This is a genomic window from Nocardia sp. NPDC058480, assembly GCF_042720495.1.
GTDB lineage: Bacteria > Actinomycetota > Actinomycetes > Mycobacteriales > Mycobacteriaceae > Nocardia.
The window spans coordinates 30,168-49,501 of sequence record NZ_JBHXMN010000008.1 but is presented as its reverse complement, the minus strand read 5'-3'; the positions used below and the strand labels follow the sequence as shown (position 1 = coordinate 49,501).

The window sequence follows — 19,334 nt, the reverse complement described above, 5'->3', positions numbered from 1 at the left end:
TCTGCCTCGAGTCGCGGGCGGCCCGCCGCCCGGGCGGGCCGAAATGGCGCTGACCTGCTATTGCGGCTTGTGGTAATCGCTGGGTCGACCCGCGGGAACCATGCCGTCACGCACCACCGGCACACCGTCGGGGCTGCCATCGCAGCTGCATTGCGGGTCGATGCCGTCGCCCGCGTGATCGGGGTGCTCGGGATCTTCGGGATGGGTGATCTGCGAGGGCTCGGGTGTCACCACCCACACCGCGGCCGACACCGCGAGCACCGCACCGGTAACCGCCATGCCCACCCCGAAGGAGGTGCGCTCGGCCAGCCAGCCGATGACGATCGGGCCGAGCACGGTGCCGAGATCGGCCGACATCTGGAACGCGGCAAGCACCGGGCCGCCGCGAGCGCGCGAACCGATCACATCGGCCAGTGCCGCCTGCTGCACGGGGCTGAACATCCCCGACCCGAGGCCTGCGATAAATGACGCGATCAGGAACCACACCAGGTTCGGCGCGAAACCGAGCGCACCGGTCCCGAGGGCGCAGATGGCGGACCCGGCGATCAGGAACGGCTTGCGACCGAACCGGTCGGAGAGCCGACCCGACAGGAACAGCACTGCCGCATTACCCGCGGCGAACACCGTCAACGCCACGCCCGCCATGCCGATTTCCTGATGCAGGGTCTCGACAACCAGCAGGGGCACGAACGCCATCCGCACACCGAATACCGCGATGCCACCCGCGAAACTCGACAGCAGCACCGCCCGGTAAGCGGGCTCGGCCCACCCTTGACGGAAGGTGAATTCGATCGGCTGCACACCGTTCTCGGGTGTGAGCACCGGCGATTCACGCAACCCGGCGAACACGATCACACACACCACCAGCAGCGCGGCCATGTAGATGACGAACGGCGCACGCAGCCCGAACTCGGCCAAACTACTTCCGACCAGCGGGCCGAGCAGCGACCCGATCAGAAAACTCGTCGAGTAGACGCCGGAGATCCGGCCACGCGCCGCAGGCGGTGACACCCGGATGATCAACGCCATCGACGACACCGTGAACATCGTGGACCCGATGCCGCCCAGCGAACGCAGCACCAGCAGTTGCCAATACGTCTGCGCCAGCGCGCACGCGCCGGTGGACAGGGCGACGATCGCGATGCCGGCCAGATACACCCGCCGCTCGCCGAGCTTCTGCACGAGCCGCCCACTGGCCGGCGCGAACAGCAACCGCATCAACGCGAACGCGCTCACGATCGCCGAGGCGGCCGCGATGCCGACCCCGAATTCACGCGCGTACTGCGGCAGAACGGGTGCGACAAGGCCGAACCCGAGTGCGATCACGAAGGCAGCCGCGATCAGTACCCAGATCTCGGCGGGTAGCCGGACTTTGGCCGGAGCGCTCACTCGATCAGCGCCTGGTTCACCATCTCCTCGGCCGCCGCCTGCACCTGGGTGAGATGTTCGGGGCCGAGGAACGACTCGGCGTAGATCTTGTATTTGTCCTCGGTGCCCGAGGGACGTGCGGCGAACCAGGCGTTCTCCGTGGTCACCTTCAGCCCGCCCAGCGGCGCTCCGTTGCCGCGCGCGGTGGTGAGGATGCCGGTGATCTCCTCACCCGCGATCTCGGTGCCGGTGACGGCCTCGGGCGTCAGGCGCGCGAGTTTGGCTTTCTGTTCGCTGGTCGCGGCGGCGTCGATGCGCGCATAGGCGGGGCTGCCGTACTGGCGTTCGAGTTCGCCGTACCTGGCCGACGGGGTCTGGCCGGTGACGGCGGCGATCTCGGCGGCCAGCAGCGCGAGCAGGATGCCGTCCTTGTCGGTGGTCCACACGGTGCCGTCCATCCGCAGGAACGACGCGCCCGCGCTCTCCTCACCACCGAAAGCCAAACTGCCACTGAACAATCCGGGCACGAACCACTTGAACCCGACCGGCACCTCGTGCACATCCCGCCCGAGCACGCCGACCACACGGTCGACCATGGACGAGGTGACGACGGTCTTGCCGATTTTGGTGAGCGCGTCCCACCACATCCGATTCGCGACCAGGTATTCGATCGCGACGGCCAGGAAGTGATTGGGATTCATCAGGCCACCGTCGGGGGTGACGATGCCGTGCCGGTCGGCGTCGGCGTCGTTGCCGGTGGAGATGTCGTAGTCGTCCTTGATGCCGACCAGCCCCGCCATGGCATGGCGTGAGGACGGATCCATCCGGATCTGGCCGTCGCTGTCGAGAGTCATGAAACGCCAGGTGGGGTCGACGAACGGGTTGACCACCTCGAGCTCGAGATCGAAGCGCTGCCCGATCTCCTCCCAGTAGTCCACACTCGCGCCACCCATCGGGTCGGCGCCCATCCGGATGCCCGCACCACGAATCGCGTCCAGGTTCAACGCGTTCGGCAGATCGGCGACGTACTTATCGAGGTAGTCGTAGCGCTGCACGTGGGAGTTCATCGCCTGATCGAGCGAGACCCGCTTGACCCCGGCCAGGCCGCCACGCAGCAGTTCGTTGGCGCGAGCGGCGATGGCGTCGGTGGCCTTGGTGTCGGCGGGGCCGCCGTGCGGTGGGTTGTATTTGAAGCCGCCGTCGCGCGGGGGGTTGTGCGAAGGGGTGACGACGATGCCGTCGGCCTGGTGCTTGGTGCCGCCGCGATTGTGGTTCAGCACTGCATGACTCAGCGCGGGCGTGGGGGTGTAGCGGCCGCGAGCGTCGATCACGGCGGTCACATCGTTGCCTGCCAGGACCTCCAAAGCGGTGGTCCACGCGGGTTCGGACAGGGCATGGGTGTCGCGCGCGAGGTAGACCGGGCCGGTGATGTCACGGGTGGCGCGGTATTCGACGATCGCCTGCGTCATCGCCATGATGTGGGCTTCGTTGAACGCGCTGTCCTCGCTGGACCCACGGTGCCCCGAGGTGCCGAACACCACCTGCTGGCTCGGCTCGTCCGGATCGGGGACGAGGCTGTAGTACGCGGTGACCAGGTGAGCGATGTCCACCAGGTCGGTCGGGCGGGCAGGCCGTCCGGCGCGATCGTGGGCCATGGTGGGTGTTCCCTTCCGTGTCGGCTGCGCGCGGCTGGTCATGAGAATCATGCGCACAACCACTGGGTCAGGGACGCGGCGGCGTACACCGCGGCCAGGCTCGCCGCGACGCTGATCACGACGTTGCCCACGGCATACACGTAGGCGCCCTCGGTTACCAGACGGATCGTCTCGTACCCGAATGTGCTGAACGTGGTCAGCGCACCACAGAAGCCGGTTGCCGCGAATGCCAGCAGCGCACTGCCCGCACTCGCGCCGATCAAACCCCCGAGCAACGCCGAACCGACAATGTTAACGGCTAGCGTCCCCCACGGCAGCCCAGTCGGAAACCGCGCCGACATCTGCCGGTCGATCAGGTACCGGGCGGGTGCGCCGAGCATGCCACCGGCCATCACCAGCGCCACCGTCATGCCACGCCTCCCTGTGTGGGAGCCCATGTCTCGACCATCGGCCCACCCCCTTCCGTCGTCGATTTCATGCGCATCCCCGTCGCGCGACCCACCGGGTCGCGCTCATGGCGACTGCCACGGCACCGAGTGCCGCCAGCACCGACAGACCGAGATAGGCCACCGCCGTGCCCGTCGCACCGGTGCCGATGAGTGTACGAATCTCGAGGCTATAGGTGGAGAACGTCGTGAAGCCGCCCAGCACACCGATTCCCAGGAACGGCCGCACGAGTTTCGGTGCGTCCCATCGTTCGGTGACCACGACCATCAGCACCCCGATCGCGAAGCAGCCGAGCACATTCACCGCCAACGTCGACCACGGGAACCGGCCGGGGAGCACCGGCCACCAGTGACCCATCCCGAATCGTGCGGTGGCGCCGAGGCCGCCGCCCACCGAGATCGCCACGAGGACGGCCGGATCGAGCGCCGGGGGCCGCGATGTCATGCGTTCCCCTCCCGTTGGCCGATCCGTGTGGTGGTCGTTGCTCATGGTATCGAGACCCACCGACACCGATCCGCGCGGTGCGGTCGCGGCAAACATTCAGCAGACTGCGCGAACGAACGCCGATGGCCCGAACCGACTGTCGGTTCGGGCCATCGTCTGGCGAGGTTTTCCAGATCAGTGCGCCAGCACCGGCTCGCCTTCGGCCGGAGCGGGCACGGTGTTCGGCATGAGCACCGCGATCACGATCGCACCGAGCACGAAAGTGGCCGTCGCCCACCAGAAGCTGGTGGTGTAGCTCTCGATCGCGCCCTGCGCCATGGTGAGCGGGCCCGGCTCATGTGCCGACACGTAGTCGGTCATCGCCGAGGCCGCGATGGTGCTGAGCAGCGCGGTGCCGATGGAGCCACCGACCTGCTGGCTGGTGTTGACCATCGCCGAGGCGACGCCGGCGTCCTCGTGCTGCACACCCGCAGTCGAACCCTGGAACGCGACCGACATCGCACCACCGAGGCCGAGGCCGAGCAGTACCAGCGCGGGCAGGATATGGGTGACGTAGCCCGAGTCGAGACCGATCCGGGTGAGCCAGAGCATGCCCGCGGCGGCGACCAGGAAGCCACCGCTGATGACGATCTTGGGGCCGAACTTCGGCAGCAGCAGCGACGGCGCGGTGGTCGAGGAGACCACCATGCCCGCCACCATCGGCAGGAACGCCAGACCGGTCACGATCGGCGTGTACGCCAGGGTCAGCTGCATGTAGTAGGTGAGGAACAGGAAGATCGCGAACATGCCGATGCCCATGACGAACACGGTCAGGTACGACGCGCCACGGGTGCGGTCGGCGACGATGCGCAACGGCAGCAACGGATGCGCGACCTTGGTCTCGATCCACACGAAGACCGCGAGCAGCACGGCGCCGCCGATCAGGAAGGCCAGCGTGGCCGGGTTGCTCCAGCCATTGGACTCGGCGTGGGAGAAGCCGTAGACGATGCCGAACAGCGCGACGGTGACGGCGACAGTGCCGGTCCAATCGAGCTTGGGCCGCGAGGTCGCGACGTGCTTGGCGAGCAGCAGCACGGCGCCGACGAGCGCGACGGCGGCGAAGATCAGGTTGACATACATCGCCCAGCGCCACGACGCCCATTCGGTGAGCACGCCACCGAGTAGCAGACCGATCGCGCCACCGGTACCGGCGACGGCGCCGAAGATGCCGAATGCCTTGGCTCGTTCCTTGGGTTCGGTGAAGGTGACCGTGAGCAGCGAAAGCGCGGCGGGCGCGAGCAGCGCACCGAACACACCCTGGCCGACCCGGGCCGCGACGAGCATCTCGAAGCTGGTGGCCGCACCGCCGATGGCCGAGGCCACCGCGAAGCCGATCAGGCCGACGATGAAGGTGTTGCGGCGACCGAACAGGTCGCTGAGCCTGCCGCCGAGCAGCAGGAGGCTACCGAAGGCGAGGGCGTAACCGGTGATGACCCACTGCCGGTCACCGTCGCCGAAGCCGAGGTCGGCCTGGGCGGCGGGCAGGGCGATATTGACGATCGTCGCATCGAGCACGACCATCAGCTGGGCGATGCCGAGTACAGCAAGCACCCACCAGCGCAGGGCGTGCGAGCCGCGACGCGCTGTGCCCGCAGAGCGCTTCGGCCCTGAATCGAGTGTGGTGGTCATAACTCCCCTTGAAGGCTGCGGTTCGGTTTGTGGGTGACATAATTGGAGGTCATACCTCCGCTTCAATCGAAGCTACCAGAGTAACGGAGAAACGACCTCCACTTAATCCCCGGATTGATAGGATGTACTTGTGAATCACGCCACGACGACTGCCACACCACCCCGCAGATTGCGCGCCGACGCCGCGCGCAATCAGCAACGCATCGTCGCGGCCGCCCGTGAGCTATTCGCCGATCACGGCCTCGAGATCACCCTCGACGATGTCGCCGAGCGCGCGGGGGTCGGCGTCGGCACGGTGTATCGGCGCTTCGCGAACAAGAAGGAACTCATCGCCGAGGTCTTCGACCAACACGTGAAGGACTTCGCCGACGCGGCCGACGCCGCCATGGGCAACTCCGACGCCTGGCTCGGGCTCGTCGAGTTCTTCGAGAGCGCGTGCAAACATCTGGCGACCAACCGCGGTTTCGGCGCAGTGATGCTCGAACTCGAGGAAGATCCGGCCCGTTTCGCCGAGCTGCGCGACCGGATCCGTCCGTCGGTCGCGGGGATCATCGATCGCGCACGCGAGGCAGGTGCGGTAGACCCCGACGTCGCCACCTCCGACTTCTTCGCGCTGATCCACATGGTCAATTCCATCGCCGAGTTCGCCGCCCCGGTGAATTCCGAAGTGTGGCAGCGCTATATGGCCATCGCACTCAACGGCGTCCGCACCGACTCGGTGCCACGCAGGCCACTACTGGTCGCGCCGTTGACCGACGAGGAGGTCGAGCAGGCCAAGGCCGCCGGCTGCCTCGGCCGCCGCCGCTGAGCCGAAACCTGTCCAACGAGTAGCGCGCGTCACAGCGCATCCTCTAGTGTTGGACACATGACCAAGAGCACCTGGGTGAACTGGGCAGGCGAGCAGCGCTGCACACCCGCCGTCGTCGCCGCGCCGCGTGACGTCGAGGAACTGGCCGCGATCGTGACCGATGCGGCCGCCGCGGGGCGGACAGTGCGCGTCGCCGGGTCGGGGCACTCGTTCACCGACGCCGTGCTCACCGATGGCACGCTGGTCGATCTCAGCGGTCTGGACAAGGTCCTCGATGTCGACGCCGACACCGGACGGGTCCGGGTGGAAGCCGGGATCTCGCTGCACGCGGCGAGCCCACTGCTGCACGGGCACGGACTGGCTTTCCCCAACCTCGGCGACATCGACACGCAGAGCCTCGCGGGCGCGACCGCCACCGCCACCCACGGCACCGGCGCCCGGCTGCGCAATATCTCCGCGGCACTGCACTCGGTGGAGGTACTGCGCGCCGACGGCACCAGGGTGGAGCTCAACGAGCAGACCGACCCCGACGGCTGGAAGGCGGCGCGGGTCAGCGTCGGCGCGCTCGGCATCGTCACCGCGGCTACCTTGCAGCTCGAGCCGTCGTTCGTGCTGGAGTGCGTCGAGCGGCCGGTGCCGCTGACCGAGGTGCTCGCCGATATCGACGAATTCGCCGACGGCAGCGATCATTTCGAGTTCTTCGCCTTCCCGCACAGTGACACCGCGATGACCAAGGCCATCGATCGCACCGAGGCGCCCGAACAGCCGCGCGGCACGGTGAGCGAGTGGATCAACGACATCCTGATCGCCAACCATCTCTACGACGGCCTGTGCAGGCTGGGCCGGCGAATTCCGGCCGCCATCCCCATGATTCACCGCGCGGCCACTCTGGCAGGCAGCAACAACCGGCAGGTCGACCGCTCGTATCGGGTGTTCTCCACCCCGCGGCTGGTGAAGTTCAACGAGATGGAATACGCGATCCCGCGCGCGCACGCGGCCGAGGCGATTCGCGAAATCCTGGCATTGGGAAGGCGATTCGGCACACCGATGCCGATCGAGGTGCGCTGGGTCGCGCCCGACGACGCCTTCCTGTCCCCCGCGGGCGGACGCGAGACCTGTTACATCGCGGTGCACCAGTATCAAGGCATGGTGTGGGAGCCGTACTTCCGCGCGTGTGAGGCGGTGTTCGACGCCTACGGCGGCAGGCCGCACTGGGGCAAACACCACTTCCAGACCGCCGCGACGCTGCGCTCGCGCTACCCCGAATGGGACCGTTTCACCGCGGTACGGCGGCGCTTCGACCCCACCGGCGTGTTCGCCAACGACTACGTGCACCGGGTGCTCGGCGCACTCGACTGACGCCACGCGGTGCGGACACTGCTCGGACAACAGCGTCGCCGGATCGCCCGCACCGCTCCCCGCCGCAGCGCCCTGATGGAATGATGACGGGTGATATCCGAAGCGCCACAAGCACTTCGCCCCTGCGCCGAAAGGGCGACCATGGCCCACACTCCCAGCGTGTTGTTCGTCTGCGTCAACAATGCGGGCCGATCACAGATGGCGGCGGGCTTCCTGCGCGCCATGGCCGGTGACCGGATCGAGGTGCGCACCGCGGGCAGCGAACCGGCGGCCGAGCTGAATCCCGCCGCGGTGGCGGCCATGGCCGAGATCGGGATCGATATCTCCGGCGCACGGCCGACACCGCTCACCGATGATGCCGTCGGGCTCTCGGATGTGGTGGTCACGATGGGGTGCGGCGAGGTGTGTCCGTACTTTCCCGGAATCAGCTATCGGGACTGGGTGCTGCCGGATCCGGCCGGGCAGCCGATCGAGGTGCTTCGCGGCATTCGTGATCACCTGCAGATCCTGATCGGGAACCTGATCACGGAACTGGTGCCGGTACCGGCGCGCTGACGTCCGATTCGTTCAAGACCGCACGCCACTCGGGTGCTTAGGCTGCGCATATGACTCCGCAGCTCGATGTCGTGTCCGTTGTTGTTTCCGATATGGCCATTTCGGTGGCCTTCTACCGCAGGCTGGGACTGGTTTTCCCGGAAGGTGCCGAATCCGAGGGGCATGCCGAGGCCGTGATCGGCGGTGGCCTGCGACTGGCGCTGGACACCGAGGCGACGATCGCCTCCTTCTCCCCCGGCTGGCTGCCCCCGACCGGTCCCGGCCGCAGCAGTCTGGCGTTTCGATGCGCCGATCCGGCCGAGGTCGACAAGCTCTACGCCGAGCTCGTCGACGCCGGCCATCACGGCGAACTCCCACCGTGGGATGCCTTCTGGGGCCAGCGTTACGCCTCGCTCGCCGACCCCGACGGCCACGGCATCGACCTCTACGCGCCGTTGCCCGCCGAATAGGCCGACCAGTCGTGGGGGTCGCGCTGGCGCTGCTGATACCGGCCGAGCATCTCGCGGACCTCATCGCTCACCGGGGGTTCTCCGGTGAGCCTTGTCCACAGGTGCGCGTCGTGGTCGGTGAGCGTCACCGGTCCGGTCGCGGCCACGTCGACGACGAAGGTGAACTGCCTGGTGCGGGCGCCTTCGCCGGTCAGGTAGTCGAAATCGCCGAGGTAGTCGCTGACTCCGGTGACCTCCAGCCCGGTTTCCTGCGCGACTTCGCGGGCCAGCGCTTCGTCGAGTGCCTCACCCGGCTCGACGACGCCGCTGGGCAACTCCCACCGGCCACCGAGGAAATCCGATCGTCGGCGGCGCAGGATCAGCACGCGCTGATGGCGGACGACGACGGCGCCGACGACAAGCCGACGGATTTCGTCTCGTTCTGCCTCGATACGGAGCGTGGAATACACGGATTCGTCGATCATCAGGTCACATCCTCTCGTCGGTGTTTCGGACTGGCCTAAGCACTTGCGACGGGGCGTGCACTACCGAGCCTAAACCTTCCGTCACGCTGTGCCGAATGAGACTTTCCGGGCGCCGAGACGCCCGATCAGCGTTGTTGCAGGGCGCCTACCGAGCATCCCGCCAGGTCACGGAACTCCCGCGACAGGTGTGCCTGGTCGGCGAAGCCAGTCGTCGCGGCGATTCGCGCGGCCGGAATTCCGGTGCGAACCGCCGCCAGTGCGCGTTGAAAGCGCAGAATACGGGCCAACATCTTGGGTCCGTAGCCGAAGGCGAACAGCGAGCGCCGGTGCAGCATCCGGGCCGACATCCCCGTCCGGGCGGCGGTCTCGGCGACCGTCGCGCCTGCCGACAGCGCATCGACGACGGCGGTGAGAGCCGGATTCGCAGGACCATTTTCGGTGGCGAATCGCCATGCGATCGTCTCGAGCGCCGCAACGCGGTCGGGCGCGTTGTCGATGCGGTCGACGAGTTCGCGGGTGGTGCGCGACGGTGCTATCTCGGCCAGGTCGACCCGCTGGTTCAGCAGTTCCACCGCCGGAATCCCGAGCAACGTGGGCGCGGTGCCCGGCGCGAACCTGATGCCGACGAATTCGCTCGCCCGCGCGGTCGGAGCCAGAAACGCGCGACTGTCCGGGCCCGCCACCATCAGCGTGCCCTCGGTCCAGATCAGATCCATGCACCCGTCGGGGAACACCGTGACGGGACCGGTGTGGGCAGGCATGGTTCGCGACCAGACCACCGCTCGGTCCAGCCGTGATGCACGTTCCCGGTACTCGGCCACACTTCGACGGTAACCCCACCCACCGACAACAACCTGGTATGTCTCTACCCGGAGGGGCCCGCCCCGATCTGGACTGACCGGAGGGTGCGACGAAGGAGTACCCGGAGGGAGGGAAGATCGGGGGCCCGAAGGGCCCCGACTCGAGCGCGTCAGCGCTCCAACAAACACAGCAAGGTACACCGCCCCAGGCTCGGTTTTACCCGCTGCGTCCGAACCTGCGCGCGACCCCCACTCCGCCCAACCCCGTAAGATCTGGCGGCACAACGTTCGGCTCGGCAGAGGGGTGCCCATGCAACCGACAGCATCAGTGCAGGGCGGACGGCCGCGTGTGGCTGGTTTCCCGGGGGCGGACATCGACATCGAGCCCGACGTATGGTCCGGGACGTCGGTTGATGACGACCGGATCAGGGCTTTGGCCGTCGGCGCGTATTACGGGCGCAGTTGGGGTGCGCAGTGCGATGGCGTGGCGTTCCTACCCGAGGAACCGGACAGCGCGTCGACCCGGCGCGAGACCGCGATCGAAGGACTGCACGAGTCATGGGGTGTCGACAACGCCGAGGACGCGCATGACACTGTGCGGCGGTTGCTGGCCGGGATGCACGCGCCGCTGTTCGAACTCGTCCATCCACTCGCCGTCACGGCCGCGTCCGATACCGGCCGGGTCGACCGGTCGGGGTTGGCCGACGAGCATCGCGAATTCCTGCACACGCTCTCGGGTTTCCGCGGCTATCGCGGGCCTGCCGGCATCGATCGCGATTACGACGCGTGGCTGCAAGCCATCAAGCTCGGCATCACCGACAGTCTGCCGACGCCGTTGCAGATCGACGCCACCGCATGGGATCTGGCCCGGCTGGTGTTCATCGCCCGCGCGGCGTGCACGGCGGGTTATCTGACCGACGACGAGGCGTGGGAGCACATGCTGATCGGGCTGGATCGGGCGCGGCAGCACTATCGCAACTGGCGGCAGTTCGGCGACGGGTTCCTCACGGGTGCGATCTTCTGGGCGGCCACGCAGGATCTGTCGGCCGCGAAAAGCCAAGTGGCCGAACGTAGGCGGATGATCGCGGGGCTGCATCTTCGGCCGTCGAGTCCGTGGCGGCGGGTTGCCCTGCATTCGGGTGCGCCGGTGTTCAGCCCGGCATCGTCAGCATGATGCCGACGGCTTGACGGCGGAACGGGTCGTCCTCGACCATCCCCAGTTTGCGGCGTTCCACCAGCAGTTGCCATTCGCCGAAGAGGTCTGCTGAGCAGGGCATGGATTGGGCGATGGATCCGTCGACGTGTTCGATTTCGCAGGCCAGGCGAACGGCCTCGGTGACGCGGGTGAAGTCGGCGGGTTCCCAGTCGACGAAGTCCAGGTCGGTGCCCGCGCCCGAAACCCGCAGGGTCGCAACCTGTCCGGGTTCCGTGCGCACTTCGGCACCGGTGAGAACCGAGACCGGGAATTCGTAGACCGCCCACGCGGAGACGAACAGCAGGCGCAGAGTGGTGATCGCGACCAGACCCGGCGCACCCTCGTGGCCGGCCTGGGCCAGTTCGAGAACGTACTCGTCGGGGCGGGCACAGCCGTGCAGGATGTCGATCTCGCGTAAGGAGTTGCCCGCGTGGCGCATTCGGCGCGCTGCCGCAGTGACATCGGGACGGTGCCGGCCGTTCGAAGCCTGAACCAATTGCGGCGGAACGAGATTCGGGCGGGGCGGAAACACTCTACGTAAGCTGACGAGGTCGCGTTCGACAGCTCTGATCAGCGCCTGCGCCTGCTCGCGTAACTCGGTTTCGAGGAACACCGGCACCGGATGACGATCCGTCGGCGCACCGTTGACCACGAACTGTGCCGACCGGAAGAACAGCAGCAGCGCCATCTGCCCATCCTCGGTGGTCGCGAGCGCGATCCTGCCCAGCTCGGCCACGCCGACGTCGAGCGCGATCTCGTTGTCGGCGCGCAGCGGCGTCGTCACCAGCCGCCCGTCCGCATACCGGACCGCGACTCGCGCACCCCATACTTCGATCACCGCCGCGTCCCTCCTGGCATGCCCCCGCATCGGTGGATCCTACCGAGGAGCCATCGCGGGCCCGGGGGATGGCCCCGCCGGTGGTGTGCGAACGTGCGCTGAGGTGGCAGGCTGTAGGTATGCCCGATGAACAGGAAGTCTCCGCCGAACAGCCCGGCGCCGCGAACGAAACTCCGGAAGAGGCGACCAAGCGGAAGTTCCGCGAGGCGCTCGAGCGGAAGAACGGCCACTCCTCCGCGGGTGGGGCCGCCCAGAATTCCGCCAAAGTGCGTGGTACGCATGCCCAGGCTGGTGGGAAGCGGACGTTCCGCCGTCGCGCAGGCGGGTAGTTTCGCAGCCGGTATCTCTCCGTGAGCAGCCCTGCCGCCGCTGGTAATCACCCTGCGGCACAGGGCTTTTCGTGGATCTACTGCAGGCGGGAGGTATCGGCGTCCGCTTCGGCTCGAACGGCGTTCTCGAAGGCGACGCCGCTGTCCGCTTCGCTGAAGACCAGCCAGCAGCCCCTGATAGCGCCGAGGAGATCTTCGAGCAGGTCGATCGCGGGTCGGGTGGGGTCGAGGCGGCAGATGCGGTAGCCGTCGGTCCAGGCGTCGGGATCGTCGTCCTCGTCGCGTTCCTCGATTTCCCGTGCGGCTTCGATGATTCCGTCCAGGTCGCGGACCTTGCCCTCGGAGACGGCGATGGCATCGGCGATCAGGTCGACCACCACCTGGGTCGGCGTCTCCCCCTCGCTGAGCCGTTCCAAGACCACAGTGGGTGTTTCGACCTCGAGCGCTTCGATGTCGTCCGCCTCGGCGACCACGTCCACCGGGTCGATGCCCGTCACCTCGCCTGCCACGGTCGCCGCTGCCCGGAGCCAGTGAGCGGCGGCAACCGATGCGGCGGCGGGGTCGAGTTCGGTGAACAGGTCGATCGAGCCCAAGGGGTTCGCGCGCAACAGCGTATCGGCGGCGTGCACCTGGACCGGGGAGATCTCCGGTCGGGTGAGCTCGACGGCTTGTCGCGCCCTGCCCGCCAGATCGCCCAGTTCCGCGGCCGTGATGGCCGCCTGCTCGGTCAAAACCTCGTTCACCAAACGGTCGACCAGGCCCGCATCGCCGATCCCGTGGAGCACACGGCCGAGGTGATGCGCCGATTCCTCGATGGGGCTGTAGAAGACGAGCATGAAGCCGTCGTCATCGGGCAGATTGGGCGTGCGCAGCGCCTCTTCGACCTTCGCGAACCGTCCACGCTCCTCCGCCCGCCGCCACGCCTCCCCGTTCTCGACATCGGGATCCCCGGCCGCAGTCGCCGGGTGGGTATAGGTCCGCCACTGACACCGCGCCAAACTCGCCAGCGCCGCCGCCAACTCCACCCCGTGCTCCGCCCCCGGTACCTCGGCGATCGTCTCGGCGACATCACCCCGACCGGTCCCCCAGGTAGCGACCAACGTCCCCGCCCCCGAGTCGTATGCATACCGCGTCATTTGCTCAGTTCTACGTGGCCCACCAGCACGGCCCTGCACCAGGGTCGCACCGATCAGTTCGGAGTCCGATCGACGCCGGGAAAGAGCCGCTTTCCGGCAGCGCACCAGGTCTTTCCGGGCGGCACACATCCCGCCGCCACCCGACCAGGAGCGGTCACGCTGTCGTGTACACACGAATGCCATCGTCGGGGCATGAAAAAGCCCCTCACCTGTGTGTCAGGTGAGGGGCCTCGAGTGGAGCTGCCGGGAATCGAACCCGGGTCCTCCGCCGCGTCTTCAGGGCTTCTCCGTGTGCAGTTCGCTATGTCTCTGCTTGGATCTCCTGGTCTCGCGAACAAGCCTGGATGACGATCCCAGTCGCTGTTAGATGTCCCCTTCGACTCCGCGACCGAGCCGAACGGTAATTCCCTCTAGCTGATGCCAGTACCCGGGTCGAGGGACGAACCCGGACTGACAGAGACGTCCTGGCTACTTAGGCAGCGAGGGCGTACTCGCGCTGATTGGAATCGGCGCTTAATTGGTTGCAGCGACGCTTACGGTGGTCTCTTGCCTGCACCGACACGCTTCCCCTGAATCAACGTACGCAGTCGAAACCGTTCAGCCCCGTACGTGCCCGCACCGTGCGGGCTAGTCATATTAACACCGGCGCGGGGTCAGTTCTTCCCATTATTTCTGCCGGCTCGCGATGTCGCCGACGTGACCTTGTGGCGAACCACTGTGGACCACGTCGGCGAATCGGGGTAGGAGCGTCAGTGGTGGCGGGTACTGTTCTCGTTCGGCCGCCGCGGAACCGTGAAATGTCCTGGGCGACTGGAGCAAGGAGTTATCCCATGGCATTCACCGGTCAGCGTGGGCTGCGCCGATTCGCGGCGATCCCGGCTGTTGCGAGCCTCGTGCTGGCCGCGGCCTGCTCGTCGGGCGAGCCCACCGCCGGGCCTGGCGTCACCAGCACGCCCTGTCCCGGTTCGGCGAACTCCGATCGCGGCTGCATCTACCTCGGGGTGCTCTCGGATCTGGAGAACGGGCCGTTCACCCCGCTCGGCGCCTCGATGAACGACGGCCAGGCGGCGTTCTGGAAGCAGGTGAACGCGGCGGGTGGCATCGGCGGCTACGACATCGACATCAGCACCTATACCCGCAACACCTCCTACGATCCGCGGACCCATCGCAGCAGGTATCAGGAGATCGAGCCGCATGTGCTCGCGTTGTCGATGAGTTTCGGGACCGCGCAGACCGTCGCGATGCTCAATCAGATGGACGTCGACGACATGGTGAGCACGGCGGCCACCCAGTGGTCGGGCTGGAACTATCGCAGCGCCGACCGCAATCTGGTGCTCAGCGCCGGCTACTCCTACTGCACCGAAGCGGTGACCGGCCTCGACTGGTTCGCCGAAACCCATTACGCGCCACGCAATATCGCTGTCGTCGCCTATCGCGGCAACTACGGCGGCGACTATGCCAGCGGCGCGCTGAAGTGGGCGGTGGCCAACGACGCGACCATCGCCGATCGCATCGACACCGGGCCCAACGCCGAGGTCGGCAGTCAGGACGGGCCGGTGGCGGAGATCCTGGCCGCGGCACCGGATCTGGTGATGCTGGCCACCGGACCCGCCGAGACCGCGGAGATCGTGGGCAAGCTGGTGAAGTCGGGCTTCACCGGCCGGTTCCTCGGCTCGCTGCCCACCTGGAACGCGGCACTGCTGCAATCGGCGGCCGCGCCCGCGCTGACCGCGCTCTACAACTACACGACCCCGGTCGACAGCTGGGCCGGTGACAGCGTGGGCGCCAAGCACGCCCGCGACGCGATCACCGGCGAACCGGCCAACTTCGGTTATTCGCTGGGCTGGGCGATCACCTATCCGCTCAAAGCCCTGCTCACCACGGCGGCGGCGAACGGCGAGCTCACCCGCGCCGGCTTGCGGCGCAGCATCGGGGCGATGAAACCCGACGGTGAAGGCATGGTCGTGATCCATCCGGCCGGTGCGGCGGGACCTGATCTGGAAACGGAATGGTCGGCGGTGTTCGAACCGGACAAGGCGGCGCCGATGGGAGCGAGGGCGGTGAGCGTCGGCTATCAGGGCAAGACACTGGGCCGGCTGAACCTGCACGAGCCCTGCACCCGGTTGTAGCGGAAATCAGCTCGCGGCGATCATGGCGACCGCCGTGAGCGCGAGCACCATTCCTATCTTCTGGGTGGCGCTGATGCGTTCGCCGAGCAGGACCATCGCCAGCAGCACGGTCGCCGCCGGATACAGCGAGCCGATCACGCTCACTACCGACAGCATCGCGCCGTGGAAGGCGTAGAGCAGCGCGGCGTTGGCGATCACGTCGAGCACGCCGACCGCCAATGCCAGGCGCAGCGGTTCGCCGTGCAGGCCACGGAATTCACCCGCTGCCAGCGCCGAGGTCCACACGACCGCTGTCGCCGCGACGCGCTGGGCTAGCAGTGGCCACAAACCCGCGCTCGCGTGGGTTTCGTGCAGGAAGTAGAACGCGAAACCGAAGGCGGCACCGGACCCGATAGTGAGCAGCGCGACCCGGCGGGTGAAGCGCAGTTGCCTGCCGCCGGTGATCTCCTCGGTGGTTTCGTCGGGTGCCTCCCGGCTGACGAGCACCACCGCGACCAGGGCGACGGCGATGCCCGCGACCGCGACCGCACCGGGTCGTTCGCCGAGAAAGAATCCGGCGATGACCGGGATACCTGCCACCAGCACCGCGGTCAGCGGCGACACCACCGACATGGGTCCGTCGGCGAGCGCGGCATAGAACCACCACACCGCCAAGCCGCTGGCCACGCCCGCGGCCAGGCCCCACAGTATCGACGCGGTGTCGGCGTGCCCGCCGACCAGCGGCGCGATCAGCAAGACCAACAGCACCGAGAACGGGTACGACACCACGACCACCCGCAAGGCGGTCACCCTGCGTGCCGCGATCCCGCCGAAGAAATCGCTGACTCCGTAGCCCGCCGCCGCGACGAGGGCGAGCGCTACGGAGAGCACTAACGCATGCCCTTGACCCGCCGACCGACCTCACGGGTGACCTCGCGCTCGGCCTGCTTGCGAGCCAGATCCTGACGTTTGTCGTAGTCCTGCTTGCCCTTGGCGAGCGCGAGCTCCACCTTCACCTTGCCGTCGGAGAAGTACATCGACAGCGGCACCAGCGTCTGGTTGCCCTCGCGCGATTTGCCGACCAGGTGCTCGATCTCGCGCTTGTGCAACAGCAGCTTGCGGGTGCGGCGCGGCGAATGGTTGGTCCAGGTGCCGTGGCTGAACTCCGGGATGTGCAGGCCACGCAACCAGACCTCACCGTGGTCGACGGTCGCGAAGGCGTCGACGAGCGAGGCCTTGCCCTCACGCAAGCTCTTCACCTCGGTGCCGACCAGCGCGATCCCCGCCTCGTAGACGTCGAGGATCGTGTAGTTGTGCCGGGCCTTGCGGTTGGTCGCGATGACCTTCCGGCCTTTCTCCTTCATAACGGTCAACTGTAAGTGACGGCGCCAGCGGTTTATTCCATGGCCGACTCAGACCCTGGCGGCAGCTCTGGCCAGGGCGCGGTCGCGCTGCTCTTCGAAACGGGCCGCCTTGACCTCGAGGTCGAGCAGGTAGGTGTGCAGCTCGTCGCGGGCGATTTCGCCCTCGGGGCCGAAATCGGTGCGCTCGAAGATTCGCCAGGTGCGCAGGGTGGGGCGCAGCACGACGTCGAGGTGCTGGCGCAGGTCGTAGACGCCGTGCTTGGCGAGCAGCACCGCGTTGCGGCGGAAGTTGGGCTGGTTGAGGCCGGGCATCTGGAAGCGCAGGATCACGTCGGTGATGGCCCGCATGGTCGCGTCGGGGGTGAGATCAAGGGCCGCGGCACAGAGCTTGCGATAGAAGACCATGTGCAGGTTCTCGTCGGCGGCGATGCGAGCCAGCATGCGGTCGGCGACTGCGTCGTTGCACAGGGCGCCGGTGTTGCGGTGGCTGATTCTGGTCGCGAGTTCCTGCAAGGTGACGTAGGCGACGCCTTTGAGGAACTGCGAACCCTTCTCGGGCTTGGCGATGCCCGCGGTCATGTGCGCCATCCTGGCCTCTTCGAGGGCGACCGGGTCGACGGCGCGGGTGACGACGAGATAGTCGCGCAGGACGATGCCGTGCCGGTTCTCCTCGGCGGTCCACCGGCCGACCCAGGTGCCCCAGGCGTTGTCGAAGCCGAAGGTGTCGGCGAGTTCGCGATGGTAGGAGGGCAGGTTGTCCTCGGTGAGCAGGTTGGTGATCATCGCCGCCTTGGCGACCTCGCTCAGCCGGGACTGTTCGGGGTCCCAGTCGTCGCCGCCCATGGCCGCGAAGTTGCGGCCCTCATCCCACGGCACGTAGTCGTGGGGGTGCCACATCTTGGCCTTGGCGAGGTGATCGTTGAGGTTGGCTTCGGCCGTCGGCTCGAGCTCGGCGAGGATGTCGCTGTCGGACAGGTGGAGCGTCATGGGTCGACGTTACGAGGCGAAGGGTGGGTTCTCGGGGTTATTGCCGAGATTTCCGCGACTACTCATCACAACTGTCGACGTGCGGCGATGATCGGTCACAGCGACGCCGAACGGACGACCGCGCATCGCGTTTCGCGGCAGCTCACGCACGGGCGGGTACGCATCATCGGGCCGAGGACGCGGGGCCGAACCGGCCGATGTGCAGTGGCGCCGAATCCCACTGGGCGCGGTCGGGAGTGAGGTCGCCGACGACGAGTACACCCGCGTCGACGAAAGCGCCTCTGGCTCGGGCGATGTGGTCCTCGGAGGTGACGAGAACGACCGAGCGCAGCCCCTTGTCGGCGAGCATCGCCGCGGTATTGCGGGCATTGGCGACTGTCGAGTCGGCCTCGGATTCGCGGATGATCCTGCTCTGGTCGATGCCGGCGGCTACCAGCCAGTCGGCCATGGCGTCGGCTTCGGACAGGCCGGCCCGCGGGTTGCCGCCGGTAACGATGATCGGTGACCACGGCGCGAAAGCGGCTTGGGCCAGGCCCGCGCGCAGTCGCCGGACCAGTTCCTCGCGCATCGTGCCCTCCGGTGTCAGGCCGTAGCCGAGAACCACCACTGCGGTGTCGGGGCCGTAGATGCCGGGCAGCGCGGGAGTGCCGAGCGCCCGCGCGAAGTCGAGACCGGGTGGGGCCGAGGCGTCGGCACCGGCGGGTATCGGCACGCAGGCCAATCCGGTGACCGCTAACGCCGCGCACACCACGCGCTTGCGCCAAGTCCATCGCACCATTGCCGTCGCCTCCTCGAGCTCGGGCCGATCTGGTGTGATCGGTCCCGCTCGGCAACGGTGCGCGACGGGGACACCAGCCGGTGCCCCTTTGACCTGCGGTTACGACAACTCACATGCGCAGGTCGGCCGACGCTGGTGCGGGGCATCGCAAAATTTCCGGAATGGGATGCCGAGTCAACGAGGACTCGGCGAGCGCACAGCTGACACCCGTGGCGATCAGCGGAGTACGACCGTCAGTGACGCAGCACAGGATCCGGCAGCGGTGCATGCGACATTGCCGAACCGCGGACGATCGGTCGGCGGGGGCGCGGACGTCAGCCCGGGCTCAGTACGAGGTAGAGAACCAGGGCGGTGGCGAAGATGGCGATCAGCGCGATGGTGGACCACCGTGGCCTACCGCGGTGGATCGCGCCGTGGTGCACGCCGAGCAGGGTGGGCGCGACGACCGGGTCGATGTGGCGGTGCGGCATCGGGGGTGTCGGGGAATCGCCTCCCGCACTCGGGCTGCTGCCCGACGTATCGCTGTCGGAGCCTTCACCATTCGCCATGACTCGACAGTAACTCGGGGTCGTCGGATTCGGT

21 protein-coding genes and 1 other RNA gene are annotated in these 19,334 nt (G+C 67.5%); 7 read left to right on the top strand and 15 right to left on the bottom strand.

What is annotated here, in order from left to right; all coding sequences use genetic code 11:
- Positions 1-57: 57 nt before the first annotated feature.
- The 5 genes from ACFWO8_RS20010 to ACFWO8_RS19990 all read right to left on the bottom strand — a co-directional run bounded on the left by ACFWO8_RS20010 (position 58) and on the right by ACFWO8_RS19990 (position 5,582).
- On the bottom strand, positions 58-1,389 hold the full coding sequence (locus tag ACFWO8_RS20010) for an MFS transporter (protein ID WP_378953105.1): 1,332 nt from the start codon (positions 1,387-1,389) through the stop codon (positions 58-60).
- Positions 1,386-3,023 carry a phosphoglucomutase (alpha-D-glucose-1,6-bisphosphate-dependent) gene (gene pgm, locus ACFWO8_RS20005; RefSeq protein ID WP_378953103.1) on the bottom strand — a complete coding sequence of 546 codons (1,638 nt, stop codon included), beginning with the start codon at positions 3,021-3,023 and terminating at the stop codon, positions 1,386-1,388. Before pgm ends, ACFWO8_RS20010 begins: the two co-directional genes overlap by 4 nt.
- A 47-nt stretch (positions 3,024-3,070) precedes the next feature.
- On the bottom strand, positions 3,071-3,433 hold the full coding sequence (gene crcB, locus ACFWO8_RS20000) for a fluoride efflux transporter CrcB (RefSeq protein WP_378953102.1): 363 nt from the start codon (positions 3,431-3,433) through the stop codon (positions 3,071-3,073).
- Positions 3,434-3,497: 64 nt separating this feature from the next.
- Entirely contained in the window at positions 3,498-3,914 is a 417-nt protein-coding gene (locus ACFWO8_RS19995) for a fluoride efflux transporter FluC (RefSeq protein WP_378953101.1), read from the bottom strand.
- A 174-nt stretch (positions 3,915-4,088) separates the two neighbouring features.
- On the bottom strand, positions 4,089-5,582 hold the full coding sequence (locus ACFWO8_RS19990; protein ID WP_378953099.1) for an MFS transporter: 1,494 nt from the start codon (positions 5,580-5,582) through the stop codon (positions 4,089-4,091).
- Positions 5,583-5,712: 130 nt separating this feature from the next.
- Between ACFWO8_RS19990 and ACFWO8_RS19985 the strand changes: the two genes are divergently transcribed.
- The 4 genes from ACFWO8_RS19985 (at position 5,713) to ACFWO8_RS19970 (ending at position 8,753) form a co-directional block, all read left to right on the top strand.
- Complete coding sequence (locus ACFWO8_RS19985) at positions 5,713-6,390, top strand: TetR/AcrR family transcriptional regulator (protein ID WP_378953097.1); 678 nt, start codon at positions 5,713-5,715, stop codon at positions 6,388-6,390.
- Between the two features lie 57 nt (positions 6,391-6,447).
- Positions 6,448-7,749, top strand: coding sequence for a D-arabinono-1,4-lactone oxidase (locus tag ACFWO8_RS19980; protein WP_378953095.1), 1,302 nt, complete (start codon positions 6,448-6,450; stop codon positions 7,747-7,749).
- A gap of 141 nt (positions 7,750-7,890) precedes the next feature.
- A complete protein-coding gene (locus tag ACFWO8_RS19975) occupies positions 7,891-8,304 on the top strand; it encodes an arsenate reductase ArsC (protein ID WP_378953093.1) in 414 nt (137 codons plus the stop codon).
- A 50-nt stretch (positions 8,305-8,354) separates the two neighbouring features.
- Positions 8,355-8,753, top strand: coding sequence for a VOC family protein (locus ACFWO8_RS19970; RefSeq protein WP_378953091.1), 399 nt, complete (start codon positions 8,355-8,357; stop codon positions 8,751-8,753).
- Here the strand turns inward: ACFWO8_RS19970 and ACFWO8_RS19965 are convergent.
- Together ACFWO8_RS19965 and ACFWO8_RS19960 are read right to left on the bottom strand one after the other, a co-directional pair.
- A complete protein-coding gene (locus tag ACFWO8_RS19965; RefSeq protein WP_378953089.1) occupies positions 8,729-9,217 on the bottom strand; it encodes an NUDIX hydrolase in 489 nt (162 codons plus the stop codon). The genes ACFWO8_RS19970 and ACFWO8_RS19965 overlap by 25 nt on opposite strands.
- A gap of 125 nt (positions 9,218-9,342) precedes the next feature.
- A complete protein-coding gene (locus tag ACFWO8_RS19960) occupies positions 9,343-10,038 on the bottom strand; it encodes a helix-turn-helix domain-containing protein (protein WP_378953086.1) in 696 nt (231 codons plus the stop codon).
- Positions 10,039-10,366: 328 nt separating this feature from the next.
- Here ACFWO8_RS19960 and ACFWO8_RS19955 point away from each other — a divergent pair, with 328 nt between their 5' ends.
- Positions 10,367-11,191, top strand: a complete 825-nt coding sequence (locus ACFWO8_RS19955) for a DUF1266 domain-containing protein (protein ID WP_378953084.1) — start codon at positions 10,367-10,369, stop codon at positions 11,189-11,191.
- Here ACFWO8_RS19955 and ACFWO8_RS19950 read toward each other — a convergent pair.
- The gene (locus tag ACFWO8_RS19950; protein ID WP_378953082.1) at positions 11,169-12,080 is read right to left on the bottom strand and encodes a hypothetical protein; all 912 of its coding nucleotides are present in this window, start codon (positions 12,078-12,080) and stop codon (positions 11,169-11,171) included. The two genes, ACFWO8_RS19955 and ACFWO8_RS19950, sit on opposite strands and share 23 nt — an antisense overlap.
- An 89-nt stretch (positions 12,081-12,169) precedes the next feature.
- Between ACFWO8_RS19950 and ACFWO8_RS19945 the strand changes: the two genes are divergently transcribed.
- Complete coding sequence (locus ACFWO8_RS19945) at positions 12,170-12,379, top strand: DUF5302 domain-containing protein (RefSeq protein ID WP_378953080.1); 210 nt, start codon at positions 12,170-12,172, stop codon at positions 12,377-12,379.
- 77 nt (positions 12,380-12,456) lie between these two features.
- Here the strand turns inward: ACFWO8_RS19945 and ACFWO8_RS19940 are convergent, their stop codons facing one another.
- Positions 12,457-13,515, bottom strand: a complete 1,059-nt coding sequence (locus ACFWO8_RS19940; RefSeq protein WP_378953078.1) for a hypothetical protein — start codon at positions 13,513-13,515, stop codon at positions 12,457-12,459.
- Positions 13,516-13,747: 232 nt separating this feature from the next.
- Positions 13,748-14,120, bottom strand: a transfer-messenger RNA (tmRNA) gene (ssrA, locus tag ACFWO8_RS19935).
- Positions 14,121-14,345: 225 nt separating this feature from the next.
- Between ssrA and ACFWO8_RS19930 the strand changes: the two genes are divergently transcribed.
- A complete protein-coding gene (locus ACFWO8_RS19930) occupies positions 14,346-15,644 on the top strand; it encodes an ABC transporter substrate-binding protein (protein WP_378953073.1) in 1,299 nt (432 codons plus the stop codon).
- Between the two features lie 6 nt (positions 15,645-15,650).
- Here the strand turns inward: ACFWO8_RS19930 and ACFWO8_RS19925 are convergent, their stop codons facing one another.
- The 5 genes from ACFWO8_RS19925 to ACFWO8_RS19905 form a co-directional block, all read right to left on the bottom strand.
- Positions 15,651-16,514 carry an EamA family transporter gene (locus ACFWO8_RS19925; RefSeq protein WP_378953071.1) on the bottom strand — a complete coding sequence of 288 codons (864 nt, stop codon included), beginning with the start codon at positions 16,512-16,514 and terminating at the stop codon, positions 15,651-15,653.
- A complete protein-coding gene (smpB, locus tag ACFWO8_RS19920; RefSeq protein WP_378953069.1) occupies positions 16,514-16,987 on the bottom strand; it encodes an SsrA-binding protein SmpB in 474 nt (157 codons plus the stop codon). Before smpB ends, ACFWO8_RS19925 begins: the two co-directional genes overlap by 1 nt.
- 48 nt (positions 16,988-17,035) lie before the next feature.
- Positions 17,036-17,974 (bottom strand): acyl-ACP desaturase, encoded by a 939-nt coding sequence (locus ACFWO8_RS19915; RefSeq protein ID WP_378953067.1) that lies wholly within the window; start codon positions 17,972-17,974, stop codon positions 17,036-17,038.
- Between the two features lie 163 nt (positions 17,975-18,137).
- The gene (locus ACFWO8_RS19910; RefSeq protein WP_378953065.1) at positions 18,138-18,752 is read right to left on the bottom strand and encodes a YdcF family protein; all 615 of its coding nucleotides are present in this window, start codon (positions 18,750-18,752) and stop codon (positions 18,138-18,140) included.
- A 314-nt stretch (positions 18,753-19,066) separates the two neighbouring features.
- Positions 19,067-19,300: a hypothetical protein gene (locus ACFWO8_RS19905; RefSeq protein ID WP_378920817.1), complete on the bottom strand. Its 234-nt coding sequence runs from the start codon at positions 19,298-19,300 to the stop codon at positions 19,067-19,069.
- Positions 19,301-19,334 lie beyond the last annotated feature (34 nt).

Bases quoted from the DNA above. Each gene is read 5' to 3' on its own strand.
- pgm (WP_378953103.1), bottom strand. From the start codon at position 3,023: ATGGCCCACGATCGCGCCGGACGGCCTGCCCGCCCGACCGACCTGGTG.
- crcB (WP_378953102.1), bottom strand. From the start codon at position 3,433: ATGACGGTGGCGCTGGTGATGGCCGGTGGCATGCTCGGCGCACCCGCC.
- ACFWO8_RS19995 (WP_378953101.1), bottom strand. From the start codon at position 3,914: ATGACATCGCGGCCCCCGGCGCTCGATCCGGCCGTCCTCGTGGCGATC.
- ACFWO8_RS19990 (WP_378953099.1), bottom strand. From the start codon at position 5,582: ATGACCACCACACTCGATTCAGGGCCGAAGCGCTCTGCGGGCACAGCG.
- ACFWO8_RS19980 (WP_378953095.1), top strand. From the start codon at position 6,448: ATGACCAAGAGCACCTGGGTGAACTGGGCAGGCGAGCAGCGCTGCACA.
- ACFWO8_RS19975 (WP_378953093.1), top strand. From the start codon at position 7,891: ATGGCCCACACTCCCAGCGTGTTGTTCGTCTGCGTCAACAATGCGGGC.
- ACFWO8_RS19970 (WP_378953091.1), top strand. From the start codon at position 8,355: ATGACTCCGCAGCTCGATGTCGTGTCCGTTGTTGTTTCCGATATGGCC.
- ACFWO8_RS19965 (WP_378953089.1), bottom strand. From the start codon at position 9,217: ATGATCGACGAATCCGTGTATTCCACGCTCCGTATCGAGGCAGAACGA.
- ACFWO8_RS19950 (WP_378953082.1), bottom strand. From the start codon at position 12,080: ATGCGGGGGCATGCCAGGAGGGACGCGGCGGTGATCGAAGTATGGGGT.
- ACFWO8_RS19945 (WP_378953080.1), top strand. From the start codon at position 12,170: ATGCCCGATGAACAGGAAGTCTCCGCCGAACAGCCCGGCGCCGCGAAC.
- ACFWO8_RS19940 (WP_378953078.1), bottom strand. From the start codon at position 13,515: ATGACGCGGTATGCATACGACTCGGGGGCGGGGACGTTGGTCGCTACC.
- ACFWO8_RS19930 (WP_378953073.1), top strand. From the start codon at position 14,346: ATGGCATTCACCGGTCAGCGTGGGCTGCGCCGATTCGCGGCGATCCCG.
- smpB (WP_378953069.1), bottom strand. From the start codon at position 16,987: ATGAAGGAGAAAGGCCGGAAGGTCATCGCGACCAACCGCAAGGCCCGG.
- ACFWO8_RS19915 (WP_378953067.1), bottom strand. From the start codon at position 17,974: ATGACGCTCCACCTGTCCGACAGCGACATCCTCGCCGAGCTCGAGCCG.
- ACFWO8_RS19910 (WP_378953065.1), bottom strand. From the start codon at position 18,752: ATGGTGCGATGGACTTGGCGCAAGCGCGTGGTGTGCGCGGCGTTAGCG.
- ACFWO8_RS19905 (WP_378920817.1), bottom strand. From the start codon at position 19,300: ATGGCGAATGGTGAAGGCTCCGACAGCGATACGTCGGGCAGCAGCCCG.